This is a genomic window from Methylobacterium sp. P1-11 (genome assembly GCF_008329595.1).
Lineage (GTDB): Bacteria > Pseudomonadota > Alphaproteobacteria > Rhizobiales > Beijerinckiaceae > Methylobacterium.
Genome location: NZ_NPKS01000027.1, coordinates 73,015 through 98,494, shown reverse-complemented (window position 1 = coordinate 98,494; position 25,480 = coordinate 73,015). Strand labels below are relative to the sequence as shown.

The window sequence follows — 25,480 nt, the reverse complement described above, 5'->3', positions numbered from 1 at the left end:
CGCAGAAGCGGCCGGCCCTCGACCTCCAGGCCGATCATGGTGAATTCGCCGTTGCGGAAGCGGAATGCCGGATCGCGGGTGGTGCGGAACGAGAACAGGTTGTCGGTCCAGTGGTGAACCGACAGGACGCGCTCCTCGTAGAACTTGCTCATCGACGGATCAGTCCTCGAAACCTCTGACGCTCGGCTCACGGTCCCGACGATTCGGAGGCCGTGCTGCGGCGGATCCCCGCCGCCCCGCTCGGGCGGGGTGGATCCTCGGCAGGGAACCCGCCCGGATCCGGATACAAACACACGCGCGTTGCTTCTTTCGCAGTTGCAGCACGCCCGTCAAGGCGTGCCGGGATCACACTGGCGAAAGAAGTGAACGGCCTGGAATCGTTCGAATATTTAGCGTCTTTGCGGATGGTCCGCAGCGCCGCTCCGGACATGGGAGGGTTGCCGCCGGCCGCCCCCCGCGGCGCGATCAGCCGACGGGTCCGGGCCGGAGGGGCGTCAGCCCGGCCTCGATCTCGGCGCGGCGCGGCTCCAGGAACGGCGGCAGGGCGAGGCGTTCGCCCAGACTCTCAAGGGGCTCATCCGCGGTGAAGCCCGGCCCGTCGGTGGCGATCTCGAACAGGATGCCGTTGGGCTCGCGGAAGTAGAGGCTGCGGAAGTAGTAGCGGTCCACCGGCCCGCTGCTCGGCACGGGAGCGGCCCTGAGCCGCTCGGCCCAGGAATCGTGATCCGCGTCCGGGATGCGGAAGGCCACGTGGTGGACCGCGCCCGCGCCCTGGCGGGCCGGCGCGGACCGGTCGGCCAGGAGCTGGAGTTCCGCGGCCGGACCGCCGGGCCCCATCGCGTAGACTTCCACTCGGCCCTCGCCGGTCTCGAAGGCGCGGTCCCGGCGCATGCCGAGCACCCGGGTGAGTACCGCGGCGGTGCGGGCCGGGTCCGGCACCGAAAGCCGGATCGGGCCGAGGCCGCGGATCTGGTAAGCGGCCGGCACCGGGGACCCGTCCCAGGGATGCTCCGGCCCGGTCCCGCCATCGTCCACCAGGGCGAGGCGCTGGCCCTCCGGATCCTCGAAGTCGAGGGTCAGGCGCCCGTCGCGCGCAACGGGCTCGGCCTCGACGATGCCGGCCTCGCGCAGGCGCGCGTGCCACCACGCGACAGCGCCCTCGCCCGGGACGCGCAGATGCGTGCGGGTGATGCTGCTGGAGCCCCGCCGCTCCCGGGGGGCCGGCCAGTCGAAGAAGGTGATGTCGGTGCCGGGGCTTGCCAGGCCGTCGGCGTAGAACAGGTGGTAGGCCGAGACGTCGTCCTGGTTCACCGTCTTCTTCACGAGCCGCAGGCCGAGCGTGCCGGTGTAGAAGGCGCCGTTCTCCGCCGCGCGGGCGGTCACCGCGGTGAGGTGGTGAATGCCGGTGAGCTGCATGTCGGTCCAGGGGTTGGCCGCGTCGCGCCTCAGGTGGGGAGCGGCGGCGGCTTTGCGAGCGACCCGCGGATCAGGAGGCCGGCACCAATTCCTCTGGTGCAGCTCCGCGGTCGACATGCACCGATCGCCGTCCGAGAGGCGCCACGCCCTTCCCGGCCGCGCCCCGGAACGACGGCGCGGCCGTTACGCGACGATCTACTCCCGGACGCGGTGGATTCCGGTGAACGGCGGTCCCGAGCCCTGCCCCTCAGAGCCCGACGGGCCGGCCGGCGGCGACCACCAGCATCTTGCCGTCCGCGAAGGTGCGGGCGGCGGCACGGCGGATATCCGCCTGGGTCACGGCCGAGACCATGGCGTTGCGGCGGGCGATGTAGTCCATGCCCAGCTCCTCGAAGGCGATCTGCACCAGTTGGTGGGCGATCTTGGTCGAGGTGTCGAAGCCCAGCGCGTAGGAGCCGGTCAGGTAATCCTTCGCCTTTTGCAGCTCCTCGTCGTCCGGACCGTCCGTGATCAGCCGGCCGATCTCGTCGCCGATCACCGACAGGGCCTCACCGACGCGCTCGTTCTTGGTGGCGGTGTAGCCCCAGGTCATCGCGGCCGACCGGTGGCTGACCAGCGAGGTCCCGACCGAGTAGGCCAGCCCGCGCTTCTCGCGCACCTCCTGGAACAAGCGGGACGTGAAGGCACCGCCGCCGAGGATGTGGTTCAGCACGTAGGCCGGGATGAAGTCCGGGTCGCGCCAGGGCACGCCCGCCATGCCGAAGCGGATCACCGACTGGGGCACGTCGAGGTCGACGACGACGCGTTTACCGAGTTCGTGTACCTCGGTGCGCGGCACCGCCTTCAGCTCCCCGGCCTCCGGCAGGGCCCCGAAGGCGCGGTTCAGGCCCTCGGCGAGCTGCTCGGCGCCGATGGCGCCAACCGCCGCCACCTTCACCCGGCCGCGGCCGATGATGCGGGCATGCATGGCCAGCAGGTCGTCCCGGGTGATCGCCGTCACGCTCTCCACGGTGCCGGAGGAAGGGCGCGCGTAGGGATGGCCGGCGAACGCCTCCTTGAAGAAGCGGCGGGAGGCGAGCACGCCCGGATCGTTCTGCTGGTAGCGCAGGCCGGCGATGATCTGTCCGCGGACGCGCTCGATCGCGTCGGGGTCGAGGCGGGGCTTGGCGAGCGCCAGGGCGAGGAGCGCGATGCCCTCGTCGGCATGCTTGACCAGCATCTTCAGCGAGCCGCCGACCGCGTCGGCTCCCGCGTGGAACGACAGCTCGATCGCCCGGGCGGCGAGCCGCTCCTGGAACAGGTCGGAGGTGAGGTCGCCGGCGCCCTCGTCGAGGAGCCGCGCCAGCATCTGCGCGCAGCCGGCCTTGCCGGCCGGATCCTGGGCGGCGCCACCCTCGAAGGTGAAGGCCAGGGCGATCATCGGCACCACCGGCGACTCGACGTGCCACGCCTCGATGCCGGGGGCGGTCGTCACCGGCAGCGCCGTGGTGGGCGAGCTGACGGTTTGGGCGGTGGTCTCGACCAGGGTCTCGGCCAAGCTCATGGGAACCTCGTGTCTCTTTCTCGGGCGACGGCGGAGCGGGCCAGGGCTCGCGTTCGGCACACGCCCCGCCCGGACCCGTCACGGGCCCGGAGGGACGCACCCGGGGTTACTCGGCGGCCATCGCAACCGGGGCGTCGGGATCCTGCGCCTTGGTCAGGTAGCCGGTGACCGAGCGGGCCGGCGTCAGCCAGCGCTCGGCGGCGCTCTTGAGGCGGTCCTGCGACACCGCCTCGATGTCGGTCGGCCAGCGGCGGACCTCCTCGATCGTCTCGCCGATCGCCAGCGCCGAGCCGTAGATCCGGGCGAGGGACGACTGGCTGTCGGAGGAGTAGACGGTCTCGGCCACGAGGCGGGTCTTGGCGCGCTCGATCGCCTCGGCGTCCAGGGCCTCCGCGGGCGCGCGGCGCAGCACCTTGTCGACGGCCTCCTCCAGCTTCTCCAGCGGCACGCCCTCGGCGGGCACCGCATAGACGGAGAAGCGGGTGTCGTCGATCGCCGAGCCCATGTACCAGGCGCCGGCATTGACCGCGAGGCCGGTCTCCATGACCAGCTTGCGGTAGAGGTAGGAGGTCGAGCCGCCGCCCAGCACCTCGGCCAGCAACTCGAGGTCGTGGCAGCCGCCGTCCCGGGCGGTGATGCAGGAGGGGGTCAGGTAGAGCCGCTGCAGGGTCGGCTGCTCGACCTTTGGATCGGCGACGGCGACGCGGCGCAGGGCCCTCGGCTCCGGTTCCCGCGCCCGCACACGCTCGGGCCGGGTCCCCTGGGGGGCGACGCAGCCGTAGGTAGTCTCGGCCAGCCGCCGGACCTCGTCGGGGGTTACGTCGCCGGCCACCACCAGGATGGCGTTCTCCGGGGTGTAGAAGCGCTTGTAATAAGCCAGCGCGTGCTCGCGGTTCAGGCCCTCGATCTCGTGCATCCAGCCGATGATCGGAATGCCGTAGGGATGGTGCACGAACAGGCCGGCGGCCATCGCCTCGGAGAGCTGGGCGGAGGGGTCGGTCTCGACCCGCATGCGGCGCTCCTCCAGCACGACGTCGCGCTCGGGCGCCACGACGGCGTCGTCGAGGACGAGGCCGCTCATGCGGTCGGCCTCGAATTCCATCATGGTGCCGAGATGGTCGCGGGCGACCCGCTGGAAATAAGCGGTGTAATCGTAGCTGGTGAAGGCGTTCTCCTGGCCGCCCAGGCCTGACACCGCCTTCGAGAAGGCCCCGACCGGGTGCTTCTCGGTTCCCTTGAACATCAGGTGCTCAAGGAAGTGGGCGATGCCCGACTGGCCGAGCGGATCATCGGCCGAACCGTTGCGGTACCAGATCATGTGGGTGGCGACGGGGGCCCGGTGATCGGGGACGACCACCACGTCGAGGCCGTTGTCGAGGGTGAAGGCCGTCACCTCCGGTCCGCCCGCCTCGGAACGCCCGAACGGCGCAGCCTCGCCCCGGCCGGCGCTGCCGCCGTAGGACGAGCCCGGACGCAGCGGGAAGAGGGGGGGCGTCGCCTTCCTGAACAGGTGCATTCCGCTTTCCTTTTGCCGGCCCCGGATCGAAGCGTCCCGCGTCGGGACGCATCCATGGATCGGGGCCGTCCTGGTCGCCGGCGCGCAAGAACCGCACCGGGACGATCATCTCATGTTGCCATGCCGTGTCGTCGTTGCAACGGCGACACGGCGCCCCCGTTTACTGCTGTGCGCGCTGACGGAGATACGCGCCGGGATCCGCCTCTTCGCGTTCGCGGCTGGCGTTGTTAATCGGGTCGCTCGACGGCGGACGGACCAGCTGCTTGGGCGACTGCCGGTATCCGGTCGGCGGATCCGTGAGCGTATCGCGGCTCGGCTCGATGTCGGAGGGCTCGGCATTGGCGCTCTTGCCCTTGAGCAATTCGAAGGGGCTGAGCAGGCTGTCGTCGCGGTTGTTGTCGCCGGGCTTGCGCTCGGCGGTGGTCGTGAGGCCCGCTCCGGCGCGGCGGCCGCCCCGCATCTCGTCCACGGAGAGCGTCGCATTGTTGTCGTCGTAGCGACCCTGAGCTTGGGAGCCCTTCGGGTTGCGCCGTTCAACGGCGGCGCGCTCGCGATTCACGATCTCGGGATCCTTCGGCCAGGCGGAGCTGCTGGAGCGGGCCCGCGGCTGGGGCAGGGCCTTGCCGTCGATCTTGGGCGGCATCACCAGCGGCGGCCGCTCGTGATAGTCGATCGGATCTTGGCGCTTCTCCAGGAGGCCGATGCCCGACAGGGCGTCGCGCATGAACTCGCCGCGCTCCTGCGCGTGCGCGGGCCCGACGACGCAGAGCGGAGCCAGGGCCACCGCGGCGGAGAGGAGGGGACGAAGCCTGCGATGCCCAGTCATGCTGCCTCACGGGTTCCGGACGGAGCGTCCGGCTCTGGGATGGCCGCGGCGCGGCCTGATCCGACGGGTCCCGGCCTGAGACCGGTTTCCGGCGATCGTATGGCGCCTTGACTGCGTCGCGCCAGGAGGGGGATGCGGCTGGACCTGTGTGTTGCAGGGATCACAGGCGCGGCGCCGGATCGCCCTGCGGCGGAGAAGTCCGTTCCTTGCGGCTGTCCGGGGACAGGCTGTCGAGGATCAGGCCGATCACGCCCGCCACGATCGCCGCATCGGCGACGTTGAACACGTACCACGACCAGCCGCCGGCATGCAGGTGGACGAAGTCGAAGACGGCGCCGTAGGCGGTGCGGTCGATGGCGTTGCCCAGGGCGCCCCCGACGATGAGCCCAAGGGCGACGGCGAGGAGCCGCGAGGAGGCCCGGCGCATCCAGATGCCGAGGCCGATGGCGGCGACGAGCGACAGGGCGACGAGGAGCCAGCGGCCGAGCCCGCCCTCCTGCTGGAACAGGCCGTAGGAGACGCCCCGGTTCCAGACCACGACGAGGTCGGCGAACGGCGCCAGCTGCCAGGGCTGCGTCAGCACGAGATCGGTGCCGAAATAGAGGCCGAGCTTGGTGGCCTGGTCGAGGACCAGGGTGAGGACGAGGGCCGTGAGGCCGGCGCGGAAGGGGGTCATGGGCGGCGACCCGGTGACCCGCACCGTGCCGGCGTCCCTCTCCGCAGGCTACGATGGTCACGCATCTCTGTTGAGCACCGCCGCTGGCGATGGAGCGCGCCCTGCTCCCTCTCCCGTGCGGGAGAGGGCTGGGGTGAGGGACGAGTAGCTTCAGGATTAAGCACGCGATCGCCGCGCGCGTCGTTTGCGCCTATTCCGGACCGTTCTCGCCCCTCACCTTGTCCCTGTCCCTGTCCCGCACAGGAGAGGGGACCCGCGCTCGATCCTGAGCCGGTGTGGCCGGAGCCGATGTGTAATTCCGCGAGCCCGCTCGGGGGAAGGTACCCTGAGCAGCGGGGGGGGAGAGGGGAGCGACGGTGCAGAAAATGGCTGCGGGCTTCAAAACGGTCGCGCCGCATCCGGAAGCCGGGCTCCCCCCTTGCGGGACTACGTCCCGCCCCGACCCTCGCTGGCGCGAGGGCCACGCTCCCCCGAAGAAGGGGGGGAGAGAGCACCGTCGCGAGCCTCCTCACGCCGCGCTCGCCTCCGGATGCGCCCTGTCCCACTCGCGCAGGGCCTGGGCGTCGCGGGGCGTCACCTCCGGATAGTCCGGATCGCTGCCCACGCTCGGGCTGACCCGCCAGGAACGGGCGCATTTGCGGCCCTCGGCCGGGCTCGGCACCACGGCGACGCCGCGCACCTCGTCGAGGCGGAAGGCCTCGGCCGGTCCGGCGCCCGCCACCACGCAGATGTCCGAGGTGATGCAGGTATCGGCAAAGTCGCAGCCCTCGAGCGCCGCGAGCAGCTCGGGATCCGCAATGTAGACTTGCGGCGCCGCCTCCAGACTCGCGCCGATGCGCTTGGCCGCGCGCTCGATCTCCAGGGCGCCGGTGACGACACGCCGGACCCGCCGGATCTTGTGCCAGCGCTCCGCGAGGGTAGGGTCGAGCCACTCTGCTGGGGTCTCCGGCAGGGTCTGAAGATGCACCGAGCCGTCCTCGGACGGGTAGCGGTCGAGCCACGCCTCCTCGGCCGTGAAGGCGAGCACCGGGGCGAGCCAGACCGTCACCCGCCGGAAGGCCTCGTCGATCACCTGCAGCGCTGCCCGGCGACGCACCGACGAGATCGGGTCGCAGTACAGGGCGTCCTTGCGCACGTCGAAGTAGAACGACGACAGATCGCCGGTCATGAAGCCGTTGAGCAGCGCCACCACCCGCTTGGTATCAAAGGTCGCGTAGGCCTCGCGGATCTCACCGTCGAGCTCGGCCAGCCGGTGCAGGATCAGCCGCTCCAGCTCCGGCATGTTTTCGTACGCCACATCGTCGCCCGGCACCCGGTGCGCCAGGGAGCCGAGCATCCAGCGCAGGGAGTTGCGCAGCTTCCGGTAGGTCTCGGCAAACGTCTTGATGATCTCCGGGCCGATGCGCAGGTCGTCAGTGTAGTCGGAGGCGGCGACCCACAGGCGCAGGATATCGGCGCCGGAATCCTTGATGATGCTCTGCGGCGCGACGACGTTGCCCTTCGACTTCGACATCTTCAGGCCCTTGCCGTCGAGCACGAAGCCGTGGGTCAGGACGACGTCGTAGGGCGCCCGGCCGCGCGTGCCGGCGGATTCGAGCAGCGAGGATTGGAACCAGCCGCGGTGCTGGTCGGACCCCTCCAGGTACATGACCCGGTCCTGCCCGCCGTCGCGGACGCGCGTGACGCCGGCCAGCCCCGGGAAGGCCTCCGGATCGTCCAGCACGAAGGCGTGGGTCGAGCCGGAATCGAACCAGACGTCGAGGACGTCGGTGACCTTCTCGTAGGACGCCGGGTCGTGGTCCGGCGCCAGGAAGCGCTGCGCGGCGTCGTCGCGGAACCACGCGTCGGCGCCCTCCGCGGCGAAGGCGTCGCGGATGCGGGCGTTGACCCGCTCGTCCTTGAGGATCTCGGCGGTCTCGCGGTGGACGAAGACGGTGATCGGCACGCCCCAGGCGCGCTGGCGCGAGACCACCCAGTCCGGCCGGTTGGCGACCATGCCGGTGATGCGGTTCTTGCCCTGCGTCGGCACCCACTGGGTGTCGTCGATGCCCTGGAGCGCCACCTCGCGGAGCGTCCGGTTGCCGAGCGAGTCCACCGGCCGGTCCATGGCGATGAACCATTGCGGCGTGTTGCGGAAGATCACCGGCTTCTTGGACCGCCAGGAATGCGGGTACTGGTGGCGCAGCACCCCGCGGGCGATCAGCGCCCCGGCCTCAGTCAGCGCGGCGATGACCGCCTTGTTGGCGTCGCCCTTCTCGCCCTTGGCGGTGAGCACGCGGGTGCCGGTGAAGCCGGGAGCGGCCTCCGTGAGCACGCTGTCGGCGTCGACCGTGTAGGGGATGGTCGCGTCGATGCCGCGCTCACGCAGCAGCCGGCCATTGGCCATCCAGAGCTCGAAATCCTCGCGGCCGTGGCTCGGCGCCGTGTGGACGAAGCCCGTGCCGGATTCATCCGTGACGTGGTCGCCGTCGAGCATCGGCACGGCGAAGCCGTAGCCGCGCTCGGCCAGGGGATGGTCCAGGGTCAGGCCGGCGAGCGCCTCGGGGCGCACGTCGCCGACGCGCGCAAACGCGTCGACCCGGGCAGCCTTGAACACGGTCGCGGCCAGGCTGTCGGCGAGCACGTAGGTCTGGCCGGGGGTCGCCCAGTTGTCGGCCGGCGCCTCCGTGACCCGGTACAGGCCGTAGGCGATCTTCTTCGAGAACGCGACGGCGCGGTTGCCGGGGATCGTCCAGGGCGTGGTCGTCCAGATCACCACCCGGGCCGCCGCGAGGTCGCCCTCGGCGCCGGAGCGGATCGGGAAGGCCACGAACACCGTGTCGCTGACATGCTCCTCGTACTCGACCTCCGCCTCGGCGAGCGCGGTCTTCTCGACCACCGACCACATCACCGGCTTGGAGCCGCGATAGAGCTGGCCGCTCATCGAGAACTTCATGAGCTCGTCGGCGATCACCGCCTCGGCCGGGAAGGCCATGGTGGCGTAGGGATGGTCCCAGTCGCCGGTGACACCGAGGCGCTTGAACTCCTCGCGCTGCACGTCGAGCCATTGGGCCGCGAAGGTCCGGCATTCCTGCCGGAACTCGATCACCGGCACGTCGTCCTTGTTGCGGCCCTTGGCGCGGTACTGCTCCTCGATCTTCCACTCGATCGGCAGGCCGTGACAGTCCCAGCCCGGGACGTAGTTGGCGTCGAAGCCGAGGGCGGTCTGCGAACGGACCACCACGTCCTTGAGGATCTTGTTGAGCGCCGTGCCGATGTGGATGTTGCCGTTGGCGTAGGGCGGGCCGTCGTGGAGCACGAATTTCGGCCGGCCCTGTCCGCGGGCGCGCAGCTTCCCGTAGAGGTCCATCTGCTTCCAGCGCTCGATGAAGAGCGGCTCGCGCACCGGCAGGCCGGCGCGCATCGGGAACTCGGTCTGCGGCAGGAACAGGGTCTTGGAATAGTCGCGGGCGGGCGCGGTCTCGGGGGCGGTCATCGGGTCTCGCATCGGCGGTCGGGCCGGCGGCAGGCCGGCGGATTCGGGTCAGGCGGCAGGAGGATCCCGGACCTCCGCGCGGCCGCGCCGAAGCGGGCCCTCAGGCGGAGGCCGGGCCGGTAATTCGGATCGGGCGGCCAAGGCCGCGCAGGGCGCGCGAAGCGTGCATGACGCGTTCTCTACCAGCCGCCCCGGCCCGAGGCCAGCGGCAGCGCGGATCACGCGCCCGTGACCGTGGATGGGACCAATCGGCGCCTGAGCCGTTGATGGGCACGCCCTCCGCCCCGGACCAGAGGCGGAGCAGACCCAGATCGACCCACGGGAGTAGCCCCATGAAGAAGCTTCTGATCGCGACCCTCGCTCTCGCGCCCCTCGCCTTCGCGGGTGCCGCGCAGGCCCAGGGCACGGCCCGCGGTGCCCAGCGCGGCGTCGAGGACGGCTCGGCCGCCGCCGGCCCGGTGGGCGGTGTCGTCGGCGGCGCGGTGGGCGCGGCCACTGGCACGGTCGGCGGCGTGCTCGGCACCGATCCGGATCCGGCCCGGCGCGCCCGCGAGAACCGCCGCGAGGAGCGGATGGAGCGCCAGGAGCGTCTCGGCCGCTAAGCTGATTTGAGCCGGCCGCCTCAGGCGGCCGGCCGCGCCTCCCGGCGAATCGTCTCCTGCGCCAGGAGATAGAGGCCAGAGCCGACGACGATCATGGCGCCCGCCACGGTCCAGCGGCTCGGGACGTCGCCGAACAGCAGGAAGCCCAGCGTCACCGACCAGAGCAGCTGCGTGTAGATGAACGGCGCCAGCACGTTCGCCGGGGCCCGGGCATGGGCCATCACCAGCAGCCAGTGGCCCAGCGTTCCGAAGAGCGCCACCCCGAACAGCAGGGCCCAGTGGGCCAGGCTCGCCGGGTTCGTCCAGATCCAGGGCAGGAGCGGGGCCATCAGCGCGAGGCCCGCGAGGCCCGTGTAGAACATGGTCGTGGCGGTTGAGTCGTAGGCGGCGAGCTTGCGCGTGATGATCGCGTAGAAGGCGTAGACCACAACGTTGGCCACGCAGAGCAAAGCGGCGGGATGCATCCCGCCGACGCCCGGCCGCACGATCACCAGCACCCCCAGAAAGCCGACGCCGATCGCAGCCAGCCGCGCCCGGGAGGACCATTCGCCGAGCAGCGGCCCGGCGAGCAGCGCCACGGTGAGCGGTGCAGCGAACTGGATCGAGATCGTCTCGGCGAGTTGCAGATACCGCAGGGCCAGGAAGTTCAGCGCCGTGGAGGCAAAGAGTAACAGGGAGCGCGCGATCTGCAGCGGCAGGCGCCGGCTCTTCACGACGCCTGGGGTGCGCACCGGGTTGATGAACAGCGAGATCATGGCGACGCTCGCCGCGTAGCGCATGAAGGTGGTGACCAGCGGGTCGACGCCGGCCCGCGCCAGGGTCTTGCCGCAGGCATCAAGGCTCGCGAAGAAGGCGACCGCCCCGCACATCAGGGCGATACCGATGATACGCCGGCGGCCGGCGAGGTCGGCCTCCGGAGCAGCGCGCGCGGAAGCGCTGTCATCGGGGACGGAGGTCGCGACCTGCGTGCTCATGCCTGACCAATCTCGGTAGAGGCCGGCTTCCTGCCACGCCCTGCGCCGCGCCGGTATCCGCCGCCGCGCAGGGGAACCATGCAGCCGGCACCGTCATCCGGTGAGGCGCTGACCTCAGCGCCTCACCGCGGCCTTCTCGGCAGAGGGCGTCTTCTCGGCGGATGCGGTCTTGGTCGCGGTCTTGGCGAGCTTCGGCTTGGACGGCGTCGCGCCGGCGATCAGGGCGGCCAGATGCGACTGGTCGAGCCCCGCAGGGACGCGCGCGGCTACCGGAACCGGCGCCGAGACGGAGGCCGGCGCGGAAGTGGGAGCCAGCGCGGCGGCACGCTCGACGCGGCGCGGCTCGATGGAACCGGTCGCGGCCGGCTCGGCCAAGCTCGCCGTCGCGACGGGCACCGCGGATTCGCGCTGCACGCGCAAAGTCCAGTGGGCGGCGGTGGAGAGCGCGGCGATGCCAAGGATCGCCTTGATGCCGCTGGTGAGCAGGGCTCGCATGGTCGTCAGGCCCGAGAGAACGCGGTTACGCGGAACCGGATCCCCGGCCCCGACACATCATCGCGCAGGAGCGTGAACGAAGCCGCAACAGCCGCAGCAGAAACTGTCCCGAAACGGGGCAGGCCGTGCCCTGTTCAGGCCGGATTGCGCGCTCGATCGGGACTTGTGTGGGCCATGCGCCGGACCCGCGGTTCCTGTTCCCCGCGTTCCCGACACTCCTGCAGCAACTCGGCCCACTGAGCCTCACAGGAACGGCCCAGAGAACTGGTCCGGGCCGCCCCGTCACTGCCGACCCCGCCGCCATGCAGGCCCGAGCGGGCTCGCGAAACCTTCAGGCGCATCGGCCGCTGGGGACAGCCCGTGTAGAGGGTGACAGCCGAGCCGGCAACAGAGGCGGAGCCGTTTCGGCGGACGCCGCGGCGATCAGCGCTCCGCCGCGGCCGCGGCGAAGCGTATCAGCGCGGCGATCTCGGCCGCGCCGTCCTCGGCGGCGAGGCGACGGTAGAGCTCGGCAGAGCCGGCGAAGATCTGCCGCCCGGCCGCGTCGGGCCCGAGGAACCCGGCGATCTCCTCCATCTCGGGCGCCCAGCGATAGGCCTTCGGCACCATGTCGGGCAGGCCTTTGGCGAACCGGGCGAGGAGCGCCGGTTCGTTCTCGGCGAGCTCGGCGAGGAGCGCCTCGCCGGCGCCGGCGCGCTCGGCGGCGAGGATCATGAGCGCGGCGAGCGCCGTCAGGCCCTTGTTGAGGCCGGCATAGCTCATCTTGAGGCTGGAGGCAGCGCCGACCGCGCCGGGGCAGACTCGCAGGTCGAGGCCGAGGTCGCGCAGGATCAGGGCCGGGGTCGTGTCCGGACCCGAGATGTAGACGCCCGGCCCCCGGCTGCCGGGCTTGGGCGGCAGGCCCAGGATCGCGCCGTCGAGGAACGGCGTGCCGGTGGCCGCGACGATCCCGGCGACGCGCCCGACCGTCTCCGGGCTGACGGCGTTGGCGTCGATGTAGACCGGCTTGCGCGGGGCAGCCGCGAGGGCGGGCGCGAGGCGGCGGGCGAGCGCCTCCGCGTCGGCGGGGGGCACGATCGAGAGCACGAGGTCGGCGGCGGCGAGGTCGCCGTCCCCGGCATGCGCCATGCCGGCGGCCTCGGCCCGGGCGCGGCTCGCGGCCCCGCGCCCGTCCAGGGAGGTCAGCACGCGCGCGCCGTGGCCGGCGAGCCGGGCTCCGATGGCGCTGCCCATGGCGCCCGGGGCGATCACCGCGATGGTGGGCACGGGACGCCTCCGGGGAACGATCGGGCCGCTACCGCAGCGAGCCGCAGAAGCGCTGGATGCGCCGGCAGGCCTCCTCCAGCACCGCGTTCGAGGTCGCGTAGGAGATGCGCAGGTTCGGGCCGAGCCCGAAGGCCGAACCGTGGACCGCGGCCACGCCCTCGGTCTGAAGCAGCTCCATGACGAAGTCCTCGTCGGTCTCGATGGTCTTGCCGGCCTCGGTCTTCTTGCCGATCAGCGCCGCGCAGGACGGGTAGACGTAGAACGCGCCCTCGGGCGTCGGGCAGGTCAGGCCGTTGGTCTGATTGAGCATCGACACGACGAGATCGCGCCGCCCCTGGAAGGCCGCCCGGAACGTGGCGAGGTGATCCTGCGGCCCGTCGAGGGCGGCCACCGCGGCCCATTGCGCGATCGTGCTGGCACCGGAGGTCTGCTGGCCCTGGACGAAATCCATCGCCTTGATGAGCTTCTCCGGTCCGGCCGCGTAGCCGATGCGCCAGCCGGTCATGGCGTAGCCCTTCGAGACGCCGTTCATGGTCAGCGTCCGCTCGATCAGCCGGGGCTCGACCTGGGCCGGGGTGACGAACGCGAAATCGCCGTAGGTCAGGTGCTCGTAGATGTCGTCGGTGAGGATGTGCACGTCCGGGTAGCGGAGCAGCACGTCGGTGAGCGCCTTCATCTCGTCGCGGGAATAGGCGGCTCCGGACGGATTCGAGGGCGAGTTGAGGACGATCCACTTAGTCTTCGGGGTCAGGACCCGGTCGAGCTCCTCGGGCTGGAGCTTGAAGCCGTGCGCCATGTCGGTGTCGGCGAAGACCGGCGTACCGCCGCACAGGCCGACCATCTCCGGGTAGGACACCCAGTAGGGGCGGGGGATCACCACCTCGTCGCCGGGGTTCAGGGTGGCGAGGAACGCGTTGTACAGCACCTGCTTGCCGCCGGTGCCCACGATCGTCTGCGAGACCTTGAAGTCGAGCCCGTTCTCGCGCTTGAACTTGCGCACGATGGCCTCGCGCAGGGGCACGATGCCGGAGACCGGCGGGTAGCGGGTCTCGTTCCGGTGGATCGCGTCGATCGCCGCCTGCTTGATGTGCTCGGGCGTGTCGAAGTCGGGCTCACCCACGGACAGGCTGATGACGTCGACGCCGGAGGCCTTCAGGTCCCGAGCCTTCTGGGTCATCACGATGGTCGCGGACGGCTTCACCCGCGAGAGGACGTCGGCGAGGAAGGCCATGGCGTGCGGTGCTCCAGATTTCGTGGGCGAAGGATGCCCGTGCGCCGCCCCTTTTTGCGGCGCGGCGGACCCTAGGCCCGGGACGCTGAGCCGGCAAGCGCGAGACGCCGGGATGGGGGCGGGACCGCGCTCTCTGCTATCCTTCAGCGCGTCGAACGGGACAGATGACCATGTCCTCAGACGAGACGATCAGCATCGCCCTGGCGCCGGACACGCTCCGCACCGCGCGCGCGAGCGAGTCCGGCGAGTACGCCTCGGTGGACGCGAGGCTCGACGAGGCCGTGCACACCCCGCAGCGCCAGCGCCACGAGGATACCGAGCGGCTCGATGACATCCGCGCCCGCATCCGGCAATCGTTGGACGATCCGCGGCCGGACTTGAGCAGCAAGGAGGTCCAGGAGGAACTCGACAGGTTGTTCGCCGCTGCCGAGCACGAAGCCGGCCATGCGTAGACGTCCGGTCGTGTTTCGCGCGCAGTTTCGCGCGCAAGCACGGGCTGACTTAGCCGACATCGTTCGGGCGATTCTGCATCGGAGCCAAGACGTCGCGACCGCGCGGCGTCTTACACAGCGGATCTAGGACCGATGCGATTGCATCGGCGACGCACCCCATGCGGGCCAACCACACGATGATCTGCTTGAGGGCTCGTGGACCGTGGCCTTCGAGAGGTCAGCAGTCATCGCATACCGCGTGGAGCATAGATCCGTGCGGAACCCGAACATCTTCTACGGCGGCCGTGATGCCGAAGGCTTCTGTCTCGGCGACACGGCGGACGAGGCACAAGAGCGGCAGTGCTGACCGGCCGCTCTCGCACCGGCCGGGCGTCACCCCCATCTGTCCCGGTATGACCCCGCTCTCTGTCCTCGACCTCTCCTTCGTCAGCGCCGCCTCGACCCCGGCCCAGGCGCTGCACGACACCCTGGCGCTCGCCCGCCACGTCGACGGCCTCGGCTACCGGCGCTACTGGCTCGCCGAGCACCACGCCCTGCCCAACGTGGCGAGCCCCGCCCCCGAGATCATGATCGGCCAGATTGCCGCCGCGACTCGGACCCTGCGGGTCGGCTCGGGCGGCATCATGCTGCCGAACCACCCGCCCCTGATGGTGGCCGAGCGCTTCCGGGTGCTGGAGGCCTTGTTCCCGGGCCGGATCGACTTGGGTCTCGGGCGCGCGCCCGGCACAGACGGCCTCACCGCCCGGGCTCTGCGCCGTCGGGAGGCGCCGGGGGAGAGCGGCGACGACTTCCTGGACCGGCTGCAGGAGCTGCTGTTCTGGGACGGGGGCTTCCCGGAGGGGCATCCGTTCGGGCGGATCGAGGCGAGTCCCGCGGGGGTGCCGCTGCCGCCGATCTTCCTGCTCGGCTCCTCCGATTACAGCGCCCGCCTCGCCGGCGAGATCGGCTGTGGCTTCGGCTTCGCGCAGCACTTCTCCGGGATGCCGGCCGAGGCCCCGATGCTGGACTACCGCAACCGGTTCAGGCCGACGCGGCTCAGTGCGAAGCCCCACGCGATCCTGGCGGTGGCGGCGATCTGCGCCCCCACGGATGCTGAGGCCGAGCGGCTGGCGTCCAGCGCGCGGCTGGCGACGCTGCGGCGGGAGCGCGGCGAGTACCGGCCGCTGCCGAGCCTCTCCGAGGCGCTCGCCTACCCGTATTCCGATGGCGAGCGGATGCAGATCGAGCGCGGCCGCGACCGCCTTCACGTGGGCGGCCCCGAGACCCTCCGAGCCCGAATCGCCGACATGGTAGCGCGCACGCAGGCCGACGAGGTGATGATCGTCTCGGCCATCCCCGACCAGGCAGCGCGGCACGAATCCTACGCGCTGCTGGCGCAGGCCTGGGGGCTCGGCGCCACCTCACAGGCGGCCTGACCCGTCACCCGCCGCCCGCTTCAGGCCCTGGCGACGCTGCCGTCGCCCGTGCAGGCTCTCTTTCGGATCAGGCCCCGCCAGACGGGCAGACCGGAGGAGAGGTAGCATGGGCAACCGACGCGAATTCTTGACCGCCACGGCCGTGGGGCTCGCCGCGGCGGCAACGCCCGTCCGGGCGGCCGAGGAGCGGACGGCAGCACCCGGGCCCGGCAAGCCGGACGCACCGACGCCCTTCGGCATGCCTCGGGACATGGTCCTCATCAACATGCGCCGCGGCAATGCCTATACGCTGGGCGTGAAGATGACGGGCGGCGTGCTCGACGTCGCCGCCGCCGGCCGGACACTCGGGATACCCGTCCCGGCCGACATGGACGACCTGCTGCAGAACGGGCGCGGCCCGATGCTGCGCGCGCTGGTCGACGCGGTCGAGGCGGCACCTGATGGGCGGTTCATGCTGTCGGAATCCGGCATCGCCTACGGGCCCGTGGTCACGCGGCCCGAGAAGATCATCATGATGGGCTTCAACTACCGCCACCACGCGGAGGAGACCGGCACGCCAATCCCGAAGGACCCGCCGCTGTTCAACAAGTACAACAACGCCCTGAACTATCACGGCGGCACGATCACGCTGCCGACCGAGACGGCGCGGGAATTCGACTACGAGACTGAGCTGGTTCTGGTGTTCGGCCGGGAATGCCGGAACGTCTCCGAGGCGGACGCTCTCGATTATCTCGCTGGCTACTGCACGGGCAACGATTTCAGCGCCCGGGATCTCCAGACGCTGACCTCGCAGTTCATGATCGGGAAGACCTCCGACGGGTTCGCCCCGCTCGGCCCCTACCTCGTCACCGCCGACCGGGTGAAGGACCCGAACGACCTGAAGCTCAAGACGCTGGTGAACGGCCAGGTGCGCCAGGACTGGAGCACCAACGATATGATCTTCAATTGCCGGCAGCTGGTCAGCTTCGCGTCGAAGGTCATGACGATCAAGCCGGGAGACATCTTCTATACCGGCACCCCGCAGGGGGTGATCTTCGGGGAGAAGATCCCGCGCAAGGATCGCGCTTGGCTGAAGCCCGGCGACGAGGTGGTTTCGGAACTGGAAGGGCTCGGAGCGCTGCGCTTCAAGCTGGTCTGATCGGGTTCTGCGCCGACGCTGCCCGCCGCATCATCACGAGCGCAGAGACGCCATCCGAATTGAGTGCGGGCCCCCTCTCCCCTGCGGGATAGGGACAGGGTGAGGGGCATGCGGCCTCCGGAGAAGGCGCACCCGGACCGCACTTCGCTGGCACGCTCGATTCTGAACCGTCTCGTCCCTCACCCCAGCCCTCCCCCGCAGGGGAGAGGGAGCTCGCCGCGCGGCTCTCGGCCTCAGCGCCCGAACAGGCGGCCGAGGCGGGCGAGAACGCCGCCCCCTTCCGCAGGCTTCGCACCGGGCGCAGCCTTCGGAGCCTCCGCCTTTGGAGCCAGCACCAGCCCGAGGGCCGCCGTATCGGTGGTCTCGCGGTCTATCAGGATCAGGCTGCCGGTCTCGCGGTTCTCCGCGTAGGCGTCGATCGCCACGGGGCGATCGAGGCGCAGGGACACGTCGGCGATGTCGTTCGCCGACAGGCGCTCGGCCGGCCCGGGCTTGCCGGTCTCAGGATCGATGCGCGAGACGATCCGCTCCACGGTCGCGGTGACCGTAGCGGTGCCGATCTTGGCGAACAGGCTGGCACCCGGGCTCAGATCGGTCTCGGCCGCCCAGAACAGGCGGACGTCGAGGATCTCGGTGACCCGCATCGGGGCGTCGGTGGCGACGATCACCTGTCCGCGGGAGGCGTCGATCTGGTCGGCGAGCACCAGGGTCACCGACTCGTCCTCACCGGCCTCGGGCAGGTCGCCGTCGGCGGTGTAGATCCGCGCCACCGTGGAGGTCCGGCCGGACGGCTGGACCGTCACCGAATCACCCGGCCGCACTCGGCCGCTGGCGATCCGGCCGCTGTAGCCGCGGAACTCGGAATTGGGCCGGTTGACCCATTGCACAGCCATGCGGAACGGCGCGTTGAGCGCCTCCGTATGGACCGGCACGGTCTCCAGGTAGGTGAGCAGGGGCGCGCCCGTGTACCAGGGCGCCGCGATGCCCGGCTCCACGACGTTGTCGCCGTTCTTGGCCGAGAGCGGAATCGCCTTCACCTCGGAAAAATTTAGCCCCCGGGCGAAATCGGAGAAGCCCGCCACGATCCCGTCGAAGGTGCCCTGCGACCAGCCGGCGAGATCCATCTTGTTCACCGCCAGCACCACCCGGCGGATCCCGAGATTCGAGACCAGCAGCGCGTGGCGCCTTGTCTGGCGGGTCAGGCCCTGGCGGGCATCGACCAGGATCACCGCGACGTCGGCCGTCGAGGCGCCCGTGGCCATGTTGCGGGTGTACTGCTCGTGGCCGGGGGTATCGGCCACGATGAAGGAGCGCTTGTCGGTGGAGAAGAACCGGTAGGCGACGTCGATGGTGATGCCCTGCTCGCGCTCGGCCTGGAGTCCGTCCACCAGCAGCGCGAGGTCCATCTCCTGCCCCTGCGTCCCGTGCTTGCGCGAGTCGCGCTGGAGCGCCGAGATCTGGTCGTCGAAGATCTGCTTGGTGTCGTGCAGGAGCCGCCCGATCAGGGTCGACTTGCCGTCATCCACCGAGCCGCAGGCGATGAAGCGCAGCACCGCCTTGTTGCGATGGGCGGTCAGGAACGCCGCGTAGCCGGAGGCCCGGTCGGTGAAGGCCGTGGGAGCCTGGTGGAGCGTCATCAGAAATAGCCCTCCTGCTTCTTGCGCTCCATGGCGCCGGCCCCGTCCTTGTCGATCACCCGGCCCTGCCGCTCGGAGGTGCGGGCGGCGAGCGTCTCGCCGATGATCTCGGGCAGCGTCGCGGCGTCGCTCTCCACCGCGCCGGTGAGCGGGTAGCAGCCGAGCGTGCGGAAGCGGACGAGGCGCTGCTGCGGGGTCTCGCCGGGCGCGAGCGGCAGCCGCGCGTCGTCGACCATGATGAGCTGGCCGTCCCGCTCGACCACCGGCCGCTCCTTGGCGAAGTAGAGCGGCACGATCGGAATGTTTTCCTGTTCGATGTAGAGCCAGATATCGAGTTCGGTCCAGTTCGACAATGGGAAGACCCGCAGGGACTCGCCGCGCTTCTTCTTGAGATTGTAGAGGTGCCAGGGCTCGGCGCGCTGGCGCTTCGGGTCCCAGCGGTGCTGCGCAGTGCGCAGGGAGATGATCCGCTCCTTGGCGCGGCTCGCCTCCTCATCGCGGCGGGCGCCCCCGAAGGCGGCATCGAACTTGTGCTTGTCCAGCGCCTGCCGCAGGGCCTGCGTCTTCATCACGTCGGTGTGGACCTCAGAGCCGTGGCTCACCGGCCCGACGCCACGCGCGAGCCCGTCCGGGTTGGTGTGGATCAGCAGGTCGAGGCCGAGTTCCTTCGCGCGGGCGTCGCGGAAGGCGATCATCTCGCGGAACTTCCACGTCGTGTCGACGTGCAGCAGCGGGAACGGCAGCCGCCCAGGCGCGAAGGCCTTGAGGGCGAGGTGCAGCAGCACCGAGGAATCCTTGCCGATCGAGTAGAGCATCACCGGGTTCTCGGTCTCGGCGACCGTCTCCCGGAAGATGTGGATGCTCTCGGCCTCCAGCCGCTTGAGGTGGCTGAGGCGGTCGGTCGGGGCAGGGGCGCTCGGCTGCACGGCAGCGGCGAGGGCGGCGCTCATCGGGCAAACTCCGGCTGGCGGGCTGTCTGATTCGAGGTGGTCTCGAAGGCGGCGGGCTCCTGGCCCGGTTGCACCGACGCGAGCGGGCGTCCGACGTGCAGGCCGCACTCCTTCTTCTCTTCCTGCTCCCACCACCAGCGGCCGGCCCGCTCAGGCTCGCCGAGCCTCACGGCCCGGGTGCAGGGGGCGCAGCCGACCGACGGGAAGCCGCGATCGTGCAGGACGTTGTAGGGCACGAAATTGTCGCGCACGAAGCTGTCGACCTGGGCCCGCGACCAGTCTGCCAGCGGGTTCAGCTTGATCAGGCCGCGGCCGGCATCGAACTCGGCGAGCGGCGTCTCGGCTCGGTTGGCCGACTGGCCGGCCCGCAGCCCGGTGAGCCAGCCGCTTGCACCGTCAAGCGCGCGGCCTAGCGGCTCGACCTTGCGGAAGCCACAGCAGGCCTGCCGGGCGGCGACCGAGCGCCGGAAGCCGTTGATGCCCTCGTCCCGCACGAAAGCCTCCGCGGCCGCGCGCTCGGGTGCATAGGCGGTGATCCGGATGCCGTAGGCCGATTCGGTCTCGGTCCACGCGTCGTAGGTCTCGGCGAAGAGGCGGCCCGTATCGAGGGTGACGATCTCGATGCGGCCCTTGGCGAGCCCCTTGGCGAGCTTAGCCATGGCCAGCGCGTGGGTCAGTGCCTGATCCTCGACCCCGAGGCTCGTCGTGAAGACGAGGCGGCCGGGGACCTCGGCGGCAATCAGGTTGAGACGGCCTGCAAGGTCGAGCCCGGACAGCCGTTCCGCCAGGGATTCGGCCGTCTGTCGGTCCGGACGGGTCATCGTGCCATGTCCCGGGATTCGCGTGGTGGAAAGGCCACGGCCCGCGCCGTGCCTGTTGTCGAACGGTCGAAATGTTCGCTATACCGAACGAAGTCAAGGCGGTTCGGCGCGCTTGCCGGGCCCGGCCCTGGGGTTCGGTGTGCGGTTGCGCACAGCGACCCGCGCCGGCAGCCTGGGCTCAAGGTAAAAGATTCTTCTCACCGGTACTGGTGGCCTCGTATATGCGCCCGCGCCTCTCGCGCGGCGGAAGTGCACGGAGACAGCTTTGGACGCGATCGATCTGAAGATTCTCGCCCTGCTGCAGACGGACGCCACGCTCTCCATCGCGGCGATCGGCGAGCGCGTGGGCCTGTCGCAGACCCCGTGCTGGAAGCGCATCCAGAAGCTGGAGGCCGACGGGGTCATCGACCGCCGGGTGGCGGTGCTCGATCCGGTGAAGCTCGGCCTCGGGCTGACCGTGTTCGTCTCCATCGAGACGGCCGACCATTCCCAGGAGTGGCTGCAGCGCTTCGCCGCAACCGTCTCGGCTATGCCGGAGGTGCTCGAGTTCTACCGGATGGCCGGCGACGTGGACTACATGCTGCGGGTCGTCGTTGCCGACATGCAGGCCTATGACAGCTTCTACAAGCACCTCATCGCGGTGCTGCCGCTCAAGAACGTTACCTCTCGCTTCGCCATGGAGAAGGTGAAATCCACCACGGCCCTGCCGCTGCCGGCGCCTCCGAAGAACGGACGGCACCTGCCGGGGACGACTCCCGTGCTCTCCGTAGTTGGAGAATGATGTTCTCTTTTTTCGCAGCGCAGCGAATGTGACGTTCTAATCTCCGCCCGTTCTACAAAAAGAACGTTTCTCGATTGACACCGGCCCTGCAGGCCACGACATGGTCCCGTAATGTCCCGCCAGAATCTCCTCCCGCGCACCGCCCCGTTCGGGGATGGCGAGCGCGCCAGCCTCGATGCGGTGCTCGGCGCCGCAAGCCCTACGCAGCGCGCTTGGCTGGCCGGCTTCCTGGCGGGCCTGGACGCCGCGGGCGGCCAGCAAGCCGCCGTCCCGGCCGCCCCGCCCAAGGCCGCCGCGCCGCTGACGGTGATCTACGCCAGCGAATCGGGGAACTCGGAGGCGCTCGCCGGCAACGTCGCGAAGCTGGCGCGCAAGCAAGGCTTCAAGCCGAAGGTCGTCGATTTCGCCGACCTCGACCTCACGACCCTGCCCAAGGCCGGCAAGCTCATCGCCATCGCGGCCACCTGGGGCGAGGGCGAGCCGCCGGCCCGGGCCGTGCGGGCCTACGGCGAGCTGATGGGGGAGGGTGCCCCGCGCCTCGACGGCGTCGAGTTCGCGGTCCTGTCGCTCGGCGACACGTCCTACGCGGAGTTCTGCGCCATCGGGAAGGCGCTCGACGCGCGCTTCGAGGCGCTGGGCGGCAAGCGCGCCGCCGAGCGGGCCGACCTCGACCTCGACTTCGAGAAGCCCGCCGCCGACTGGATCAAGGGCGCGCTGAAGGCCCTAGCCCCGGCGGAGCAGCCCGACAACGTCGTGGCGGTGGACTTCGCCCGCGCCGGCGCCGGCGAGGACGACGAGTCTGAGCCGAGCCGCGAGCCCATGGTGGTCGAGGTCGTCGAGCACGTGAACCTCAACTCCTCGCGCTCCGACAAGGAGACGATCCACCTCGCGCTGGCCTTCGAGGACGGCGCGCCGGCCTACGAGCCGGGCGATTCGCTGGAAATCTTCCCGGAGAACGACCCGCAGCTGGTGGACGAGATCCTCAACGCCGCCGGGCTCTCGGGCGACGAGGCCCTGCGCACGGCTTTGCTCGCCGAGCGGGACATCACCACGCTGTCGGCCGCCACGATCGAGCGGTTCGTGAAGGCCACCGGCCACACGGACGCGCAGACGCTGATCGACAGCGGCGAGGCCAAGGCCTGGATCGAGGGCCGGCACCTGATCGACCTGCTGGAGACCTACCCGGCCAAGCTGACGGCCGAGCATATCGGCACCATCACCCGGCCGCTGCCGCCGCGGGCCTACTCGATCGCGTCTTCCCGCAAGGAGGTGGGCGACGAGGTCCACCTCGCCATCGCGGCGGTGCGCTACGAGACCCACGGCCGCGCCCGCTCAGGGGTCGCCTCGGTCCACGTCGCGGACCGGATCCGCGACGGCGCCAAGCTGCGGGTGCGGCTGAAGCCGAACCGCCATTTCCGCCTGCCGCAGGATCCGGCCACCGACATCATCATGGTCGGGCCGGGCACCGGCGTCGCGCCGTTCCGCGCCTTCGTGCAGGAGCACCGGGCGATCGAGGCCCCCGGGCGCTCGTGGCTGTTCTTCGGCGACCGGCACTTCACCCACGACTTCCTGTACCAGCTCGAGTGGCAGGACGCTCTGGAGGACGGGTCGCTCACGAAGATCGACGTGGCCTTCTCGCGGGACCAGCCGGAGAAGGTCTACGTGCAGGACCGGATCACCCAGCACGCGCAGGAGCTGGTCTCCTGGCTGGACGGGGGTGCCCACTTCTACGTCTGCGGCGATGCCAAGAACATGGCCAAGGACGTGCGCGCGGCGGTGGTGAAGGCCTACGAGACCGCCAAGGGTCTCAGCGCCGCCGACGCCGAGGCGCAGGTCGCGTCGCTGGAGCGCAGCCACCGCTACCAGCAGGACGTTTACTAACGGATCGGCCTCACGAGGCCGCAGGATCGAGATTGCAGCGGAGCAGGACAGGGCGCGGTCCCCCCTCTCCCGCACGGGAGAGGGGGGACCGTCGCGGATCCCGCCAAGTCCGTGCACCGGCACGCGTTCCGCGCGGCACCCACCCCCGACGCGAGGGATGGGAGACGCGTTCAGACAGACGGATTCACCCCATGGACGACCACAGCCCCCGCGACGCCGCTGAGACCCCGGCCCCCGGCACGGCCGCCACGCCAGCCAAGCGCGTCTACGAGACCCCGCCGACCGCGCGCCCCATCACGGACGCCGAGGCCGCGCGAGCGGAAAAACTCGCGGCGAACGAGCACATCAAGATCGCCAGCGGCTACCTGCGCGGGACCCTCGCGGACGGCCTCCTCAAGCACGCCACCGGGGCGATCTCGGAGGATGACGGGCAGCTCGTGAAGTTCCACGGGATGTACCTGCAGGACGACCGCGACCTGCGCCCCGAGCGGACCAAGAAGAAGCTCGACAAGGCCTACAGCTTCATGATCCGCCTGCGCATCGCCGGCGGCGTCATCACCCCGAAGCAGTGGCTGATCCTCGACGACATCGCCCGGACCTACGCGGGCGGGGCGCTGCGCGCGACAACGCGCCAGACCTTCCAGTACCACGGCGTGATCAAGTCGAACCTGAAGCGCACGATGGCCGCCATCGACGGCGCGCTCCTCGACACGATCGCGGCCTGCGGCGACGTCAACCGCAACGTCATGGCGGCGACGAACCCGGCCCAGGTCGGCGCCCACAAGGCCGCCTACCAGCTCGCCAAGGAGATCTCCGACTCGCTGCTGCCCAAGACCAGCGCGTGGCGCGAGATCTGGCTCGACGGCGAGCGCGTGGTCGGCGGCGAGGACGCGGCCGAGGTCGAGCCGGTCTACGGCCGGACCTACCTGCCGCGGAAGTTCAAGACCGTCGTGGCGGTGCCGCCCTCCAACGAGGTCGACGTCTTCGCCCACGACCTCGGCTTCATCGCGATCCTCGACAAGAAGAACCAGGTCACCGGCTGGAACGTCACGGTGGGCGGCGGCATGGGCATGACCCACGGCGAGCCCGACACCTTCCCGCGCACCGCCGACGTGATGGGCTTCGTGGAGCCCGCGGACGCCATCAAGGTCGCCGAGGCGGTGATGACGGTCCAGCGCGACTGGGGCAACCGCAAGAACCGCAAGAACGCGCGGCTCAAGTACACGATCGAGCGCTACGGGCTCGACGCCTTCCGGGCCGAGGTCGAGAAGCGGGTCGGCAAGCCGCTCGGCGCGCCCAAGCCCTTCACCTTCACCGGCAACGGCGACCGCTACGGCTGGGTCGAGGGCGACGACGGCCGCCACCACCTGACGCTCTACGTGCCCGCGGGTCGGATCAAGGACATCGAGGGCGGCCCGCAGTTCCTGTCGGGCCTGCGGCGCATCGCCGAGGTGCATCAGGGCGATTTCCGTCTCACCGGCAACCAGAACGTCATCATCGCCAACGTTCCGGCCGAGAAGCGCGCCGAGATCGACGCGTTTGTCGACGAGTACGGCCTGACCCGCGGCGCGAGCGCGCTGCGGCGCAGCTCGCTCGCCTGCGTCGCCCTGCCGACCTGCGGCCTCGCCCTGGCCGAGAGCGAGCGCTACCTGCCGGACCTGATGACTGAGCTGGAGGAGAGCCTCGCGTCCCACGGGCTCGCCGAGGAGGAGATCACGATCCGCTCCACCGGCTGCCCGAACGGCTGCGCCCGGCCGTTCATCTCGGAGATCGGCCTCGTCGGCCGCGGCCCCGAGCGCTACCACCTCTATCTCGGCGCGGCTCATGACGGCTCGCGGCTGAGCAAGCTCTACAAGGAGGACGTGGCGGCGTCCGAGATCCGCGACACCCTCGACCCGCTCTTCGCGGACTACGCCAAGGGCCGGCAGCCAGGCGAGCATTTCGGCGACTACCTGATCCGCGCCGGCCACGTGGCCCGGACCACCAACGGCCCGGACTTCCACGACCGGACCGGCGCCCTCAAGCCGGCCACGCTCGGCTGAAGCAGGACGCGGGCCGAGCCCAACCCGGTCCGCTCATCCCGCCTCATCCCGCCTCATCCCGAGAGGCCGAGCGCCGCGCAGGTCTCGGAGGCCGCCTGCCGGCCGGGCAGTCCCTGGGCATCGCCTCCGAGGCGGCTGCCCGCTCGGGAGGAAGGGCCCGAGGGGGCCCGAGAACGCCATCCCATCTGCCTGACCCCCGCGCACAACAACGGCGACGCCCCGCGCGGTCGCCGTCGGCCTGCTCGGCACACACCCGCTCCTGAGGCCGAACTCGACCGGCCGTCCGTCGCCGTGGCCCCCCGGCCAAGATGAGAATGAACGTTCATTGACATGAGAATGAACG

20 protein-coding genes and 1 pseudogene are annotated in these 25,480 nt (G+C 70.5%); 7 read left to right on the top strand and 14 right to left on the bottom strand.

Annotated features, from left to right (window positions below; all coding sequences use genetic code 11):
- The 7 genes and pseudogenes from CIW48_RS24000 to ileS all read right to left on the bottom strand — a co-directional run.
- A pseudogene (locus CIW48_RS24000) lies at window positions 1–152 on the bottom strand (ferredoxin--NADP reductase); the annotation flags it as partial.
- Between the two features lie 313 nt (window positions 153–465).
- The gene (locus CIW48_RS23995) at window positions 466–1,416 is read right to left on the bottom strand and encodes a ring-cleaving dioxygenase (RefSeq protein WP_149312999.1); all 951 of its coding nucleotides are present in this window, start codon (window positions 1,414–1,416) and stop codon (window positions 466–468) included.
- Between the two features lie 247 nt (window positions 1,417–1,663).
- The gene (locus tag CIW48_RS23990; RefSeq protein WP_091776094.1) at window positions 1,664–2,959 is read right to left on the bottom strand and encodes a pitrilysin family protein; all 1,296 of its coding nucleotides are present in this window, start codon (window positions 2,957–2,959) and stop codon (window positions 1,664–1,666) included.
- Window positions 2,960–3,065: 106 nt separating this feature from the next.
- Window positions 3,066–4,475, bottom strand: coding sequence for a pitrilysin family protein (locus CIW48_RS23985; RefSeq protein WP_149312991.1), 1,410 nt, complete (start codon window positions 4,473–4,475; stop codon window positions 3,066–3,068).
- 160 nt (window positions 4,476–4,635) lie between these two features.
- Window positions 4,636–5,301 (bottom strand): hypothetical protein, encoded by a 666-nt coding sequence (locus CIW48_RS23980; RefSeq protein ID WP_091776100.1) that lies wholly within the window; start codon window positions 5,299–5,301, stop codon window positions 4,636–4,638.
- Window positions 5,302–5,461: 160 nt separating this feature from the next.
- Window positions 5,462–5,977 carry a signal peptidase II gene (gene lspA, locus CIW48_RS23975; protein ID WP_149312990.1) on the bottom strand — a complete coding sequence of 172 codons (516 nt, stop codon included), beginning with the start codon at window positions 5,975–5,977 and terminating at the stop codon, window positions 5,462–5,464.
- Window positions 5,978–6,485: 508 nt separating this feature from the next.
- Entirely contained in the window at window positions 6,486–9,452 is a 2,967-nt protein-coding gene (gene ileS, locus CIW48_RS23970) for an isoleucine--tRNA ligase (protein WP_149312989.1), read from the bottom strand.
- A gap of 332 nt (window positions 9,453–9,784) precedes the next feature.
- On the opposite strand from ileS, the gene CIW48_RS23965 reads away from it, so the two are divergent.
- The gene (locus tag CIW48_RS23965; RefSeq protein ID WP_149312988.1) at window positions 9,785–10,054 is read left to right on the top strand and encodes a hypothetical protein; all 270 of its coding nucleotides are present in this window, start codon (window positions 9,785–9,787) and stop codon (window positions 10,052–10,054) included.
- Window positions 10,055–10,074: 20 nt separating this feature from the next.
- Here the strand turns inward: CIW48_RS23965 and CIW48_RS23960 are convergent, their stop codons facing one another.
- The 4 genes from CIW48_RS23960 to CIW48_RS23945 all read right to left on the bottom strand — a co-directional run bounded on the left by CIW48_RS23960 (window position 10,075) and on the right by CIW48_RS23945 (window position 14,020).
- On the bottom strand, window positions 10,075–11,028 hold the full coding sequence (locus tag CIW48_RS23960) for a DMT family transporter (protein WP_149312987.1): 954 nt from the start codon (window positions 11,026–11,028) through the stop codon (window positions 10,075–10,077).
- Between the two features lie 114 nt (window positions 11,029–11,142).
- Complete coding sequence (locus CIW48_RS23955; protein ID WP_149312986.1) at window positions 11,143–11,523, bottom strand: hypothetical protein; 381 nt, start codon at window positions 11,521–11,523, stop codon at window positions 11,143–11,145.
- 423 nt (window positions 11,524–11,946) lie between these two features.
- Window positions 11,947–12,789 (bottom strand): NAD(P)-dependent oxidoreductase, encoded by an 843-nt coding sequence (locus CIW48_RS23950; RefSeq protein ID WP_149312985.1) that lies wholly within the window; start codon window positions 12,787–12,789, stop codon window positions 11,947–11,949.
- Window positions 12,790–12,817: 28 nt separating this feature from the next.
- Entirely contained in the window at window positions 12,818–14,020 is a 1,203-nt protein-coding gene (locus CIW48_RS23945) for a pyridoxal phosphate-dependent aminotransferase (protein WP_149312984.1), read from the bottom strand.
- Window positions 14,021–14,190: 170 nt separating this feature from the next.
- On the opposite strand from CIW48_RS23945, the gene CIW48_RS23940 reads away from it, so the two are divergent.
- The 3 genes from CIW48_RS23940 (at window position 14,191) to CIW48_RS23925 (ending at window position 17,025) form a co-directional block, all read left to right on the top strand.
- Window positions 14,191–14,472, top strand: a complete 282-nt coding sequence (locus CIW48_RS23940) for a type II toxin-antitoxin system ParD family antitoxin (protein WP_149312983.1) — start codon at window positions 14,191–14,193, stop codon at window positions 14,470–14,472.
- Between the two features lie 392 nt (window positions 14,473–14,864).
- Window positions 14,865–15,887 carry an LLM class flavin-dependent oxidoreductase gene (locus CIW48_RS23930; RefSeq protein ID WP_149312982.1) on the top strand — a complete coding sequence of 341 codons (1,023 nt, stop codon included), beginning with the start codon at window positions 14,865–14,867 and terminating at the stop codon, window positions 15,885–15,887.
- Window positions 15,888–15,993: 106 nt separating this feature from the next.
- Window positions 15,994–17,025 carry a fumarylacetoacetate hydrolase family protein gene (locus CIW48_RS23925; protein ID WP_149312981.1) on the top strand — a complete coding sequence of 344 codons (1,032 nt, stop codon included), beginning with the start codon at window positions 15,994–15,996 and terminating at the stop codon, window positions 17,023–17,025.
- 233 nt (window positions 17,026–17,258) lie between these two features.
- Here the strand turns inward: CIW48_RS23925 and cysN are convergent, their stop codons facing one another.
- From cysN to CIW48_RS23910, 3 genes are read right to left on the bottom strand one after another with little or no spacing between them, the layout of a single operon-like run.
- Window positions 17,259–18,662, bottom strand: coding sequence for a sulfate adenylyltransferase subunit CysN (cysN, locus tag CIW48_RS23920; protein WP_149312980.1), 1,404 nt, complete (start codon window positions 18,660–18,662; stop codon window positions 17,259–17,261).
- Window positions 18,662–19,612, bottom strand: coding sequence for a sulfate adenylyltransferase subunit CysD (cysD, locus tag CIW48_RS23915; protein WP_149312979.1), 951 nt, complete (start codon window positions 19,610–19,612; stop codon window positions 18,662–18,664). Before cysD ends, cysN begins: the two co-directional genes overlap by 1 nt.
- Entirely contained in the window at window positions 19,609–20,433 is an 825-nt protein-coding gene (locus tag CIW48_RS23910; protein ID WP_149312978.1) for a phosphoadenylyl-sulfate reductase, read from the bottom strand. The genes cysD and CIW48_RS23910 overlap by 4 nt, the downstream gene beginning before the upstream one ends.
- A 265-nt stretch (window positions 20,434–20,698) precedes the next feature.
- On the opposite strand from CIW48_RS23910, the gene CIW48_RS23905 reads away from it, so the two are divergent.
- From CIW48_RS23905 to CIW48_RS23895, 3 genes are all read left to right on the top strand, one after another.
- On the top strand, window positions 20,699–21,214 hold the full coding sequence (locus tag CIW48_RS23905) for an Lrp/AsnC family transcriptional regulator (protein WP_149312977.1): 516 nt from the start codon (window positions 20,699–20,701) through the stop codon (window positions 21,212–21,214).
- Window positions 21,215–21,325: 111 nt separating this feature from the next.
- Complete coding sequence (locus CIW48_RS23900) at window positions 21,326–23,095, top strand: flavodoxin domain-containing protein (RefSeq protein WP_149312976.1); 1,770 nt, start codon at window positions 21,326–21,328, stop codon at window positions 23,093–23,095.
- 191 nt (window positions 23,096–23,286) lie between these two features.
- Complete coding sequence (locus CIW48_RS23895) at window positions 23,287–25,137, top strand: NADPH-dependent assimilatory sulfite reductase hemoprotein subunit (RefSeq protein WP_149312975.1); 1,851 nt, start codon at window positions 23,287–23,289, stop codon at window positions 25,135–25,137.
- Window positions 25,138–25,480 lie beyond the last annotated feature (343 nt).

Coding starts and splice junctions, on each gene's coding strand:
- CIW48_RS23980 (WP_091776100.1), bottom strand. CDS start 5,301: ATGACTGGGCATCGCAGGCTTCGTCCCCTCCTCTCCGCCGCGGTGGCC.
- CIW48_RS23910 (WP_149312978.1), bottom strand. CDS start 20,433: ATGACCCGTCCGGACCGACAGACGGCCGAATCCCTGGCGGAACGGCTG.
- CIW48_RS23995 (WP_149312999.1), bottom strand. CDS start 1,416: ATGCAGCTCACCGGCATTCACCACCTCACCGCGGTGACCGCCCGCGCG.
- ileS (WP_149312989.1), bottom strand. CDS start 9,452: ATGACCGCCCCCGAGACCGCGCCCGCCCGCGACTATTCCAAGACCCTG.
- CIW48_RS23990 (WP_091776094.1), bottom strand. CDS start 2,959: ATGAGCTTGGCCGAGACCCTGGTCGAGACCACCGCCCAAACCGTCAGC.
- CIW48_RS23930 (WP_149312982.1), top strand. CDS start 14,865: ATGACCCCGCTCTCTGTCCTCGACCTCTCCTTCGTCAGCGCCGCCTCG.
- CIW48_RS23940 (WP_149312983.1), top strand. CDS start 14,191: ATGTCCTCAGACGAGACGATCAGCATCGCCCTGGCGCCGGACACGCTC.
- CIW48_RS23955 (WP_149312986.1), bottom strand. CDS start 11,523: ATGCGAGCCCTGCTCACCAGCGGCATCAAGGCGATCCTTGGCATCGCC.
- CIW48_RS23965 (WP_149312988.1), top strand. CDS start 9,785: ATGAAGAAGCTTCTGATCGCGACCCTCGCTCTCGCGCCCCTCGCCTTC.
- CIW48_RS23945 (WP_149312984.1), bottom strand. CDS start 14,020: ATGGCCTTCCTCGCCGACGTCCTCTCGCGGGTGAAGCCGTCCGCGACC.
- CIW48_RS23925 (WP_149312981.1), top strand. CDS start 15,994: ATGGGCAACCGACGCGAATTCTTGACCGCCACGGCCGTGGGGCTCGCC.
- lspA (WP_149312990.1), bottom strand. CDS start 5,977: ATGACCCCCTTCCGCGCCGGCCTCACGGCCCTCGTCCTCACCCTGGTC.
- CIW48_RS23985 (WP_149312991.1), bottom strand. CDS start 4,475: ATGCACCTGTTCAGGAAGGCGACGCCCCCCCTCTTCCCGCTGCGTCCG.
- CIW48_RS23900 (WP_149312976.1), top strand. CDS start 21,326: ATGTCCCGCCAGAATCTCCTCCCGCGCACCGCCCCGTTCGGGGATGGC.
- cysN (WP_149312980.1), bottom strand. CDS start 18,662: ATGACGCTCCACCAGGCTCCCACGGCCTTCACCGACCGGGCCTCCGGC.
- CIW48_RS23895 (WP_149312975.1), top strand. CDS start 23,287: ATGGACGACCACAGCCCCCGCGACGCCGCTGAGACCCCGGCCCCCGGC.
- cysD (WP_149312979.1), bottom strand. CDS start 19,612: ATGAGCGCCGCCCTCGCCGCTGCCGTGCAGCCGAGCGCCCCTGCCCCG.
- CIW48_RS23960 (WP_149312987.1), bottom strand. CDS start 11,028: ATGAGCACGCAGGTCGCGACCTCCGTCCCCGATGACAGCGCTTCCGCG.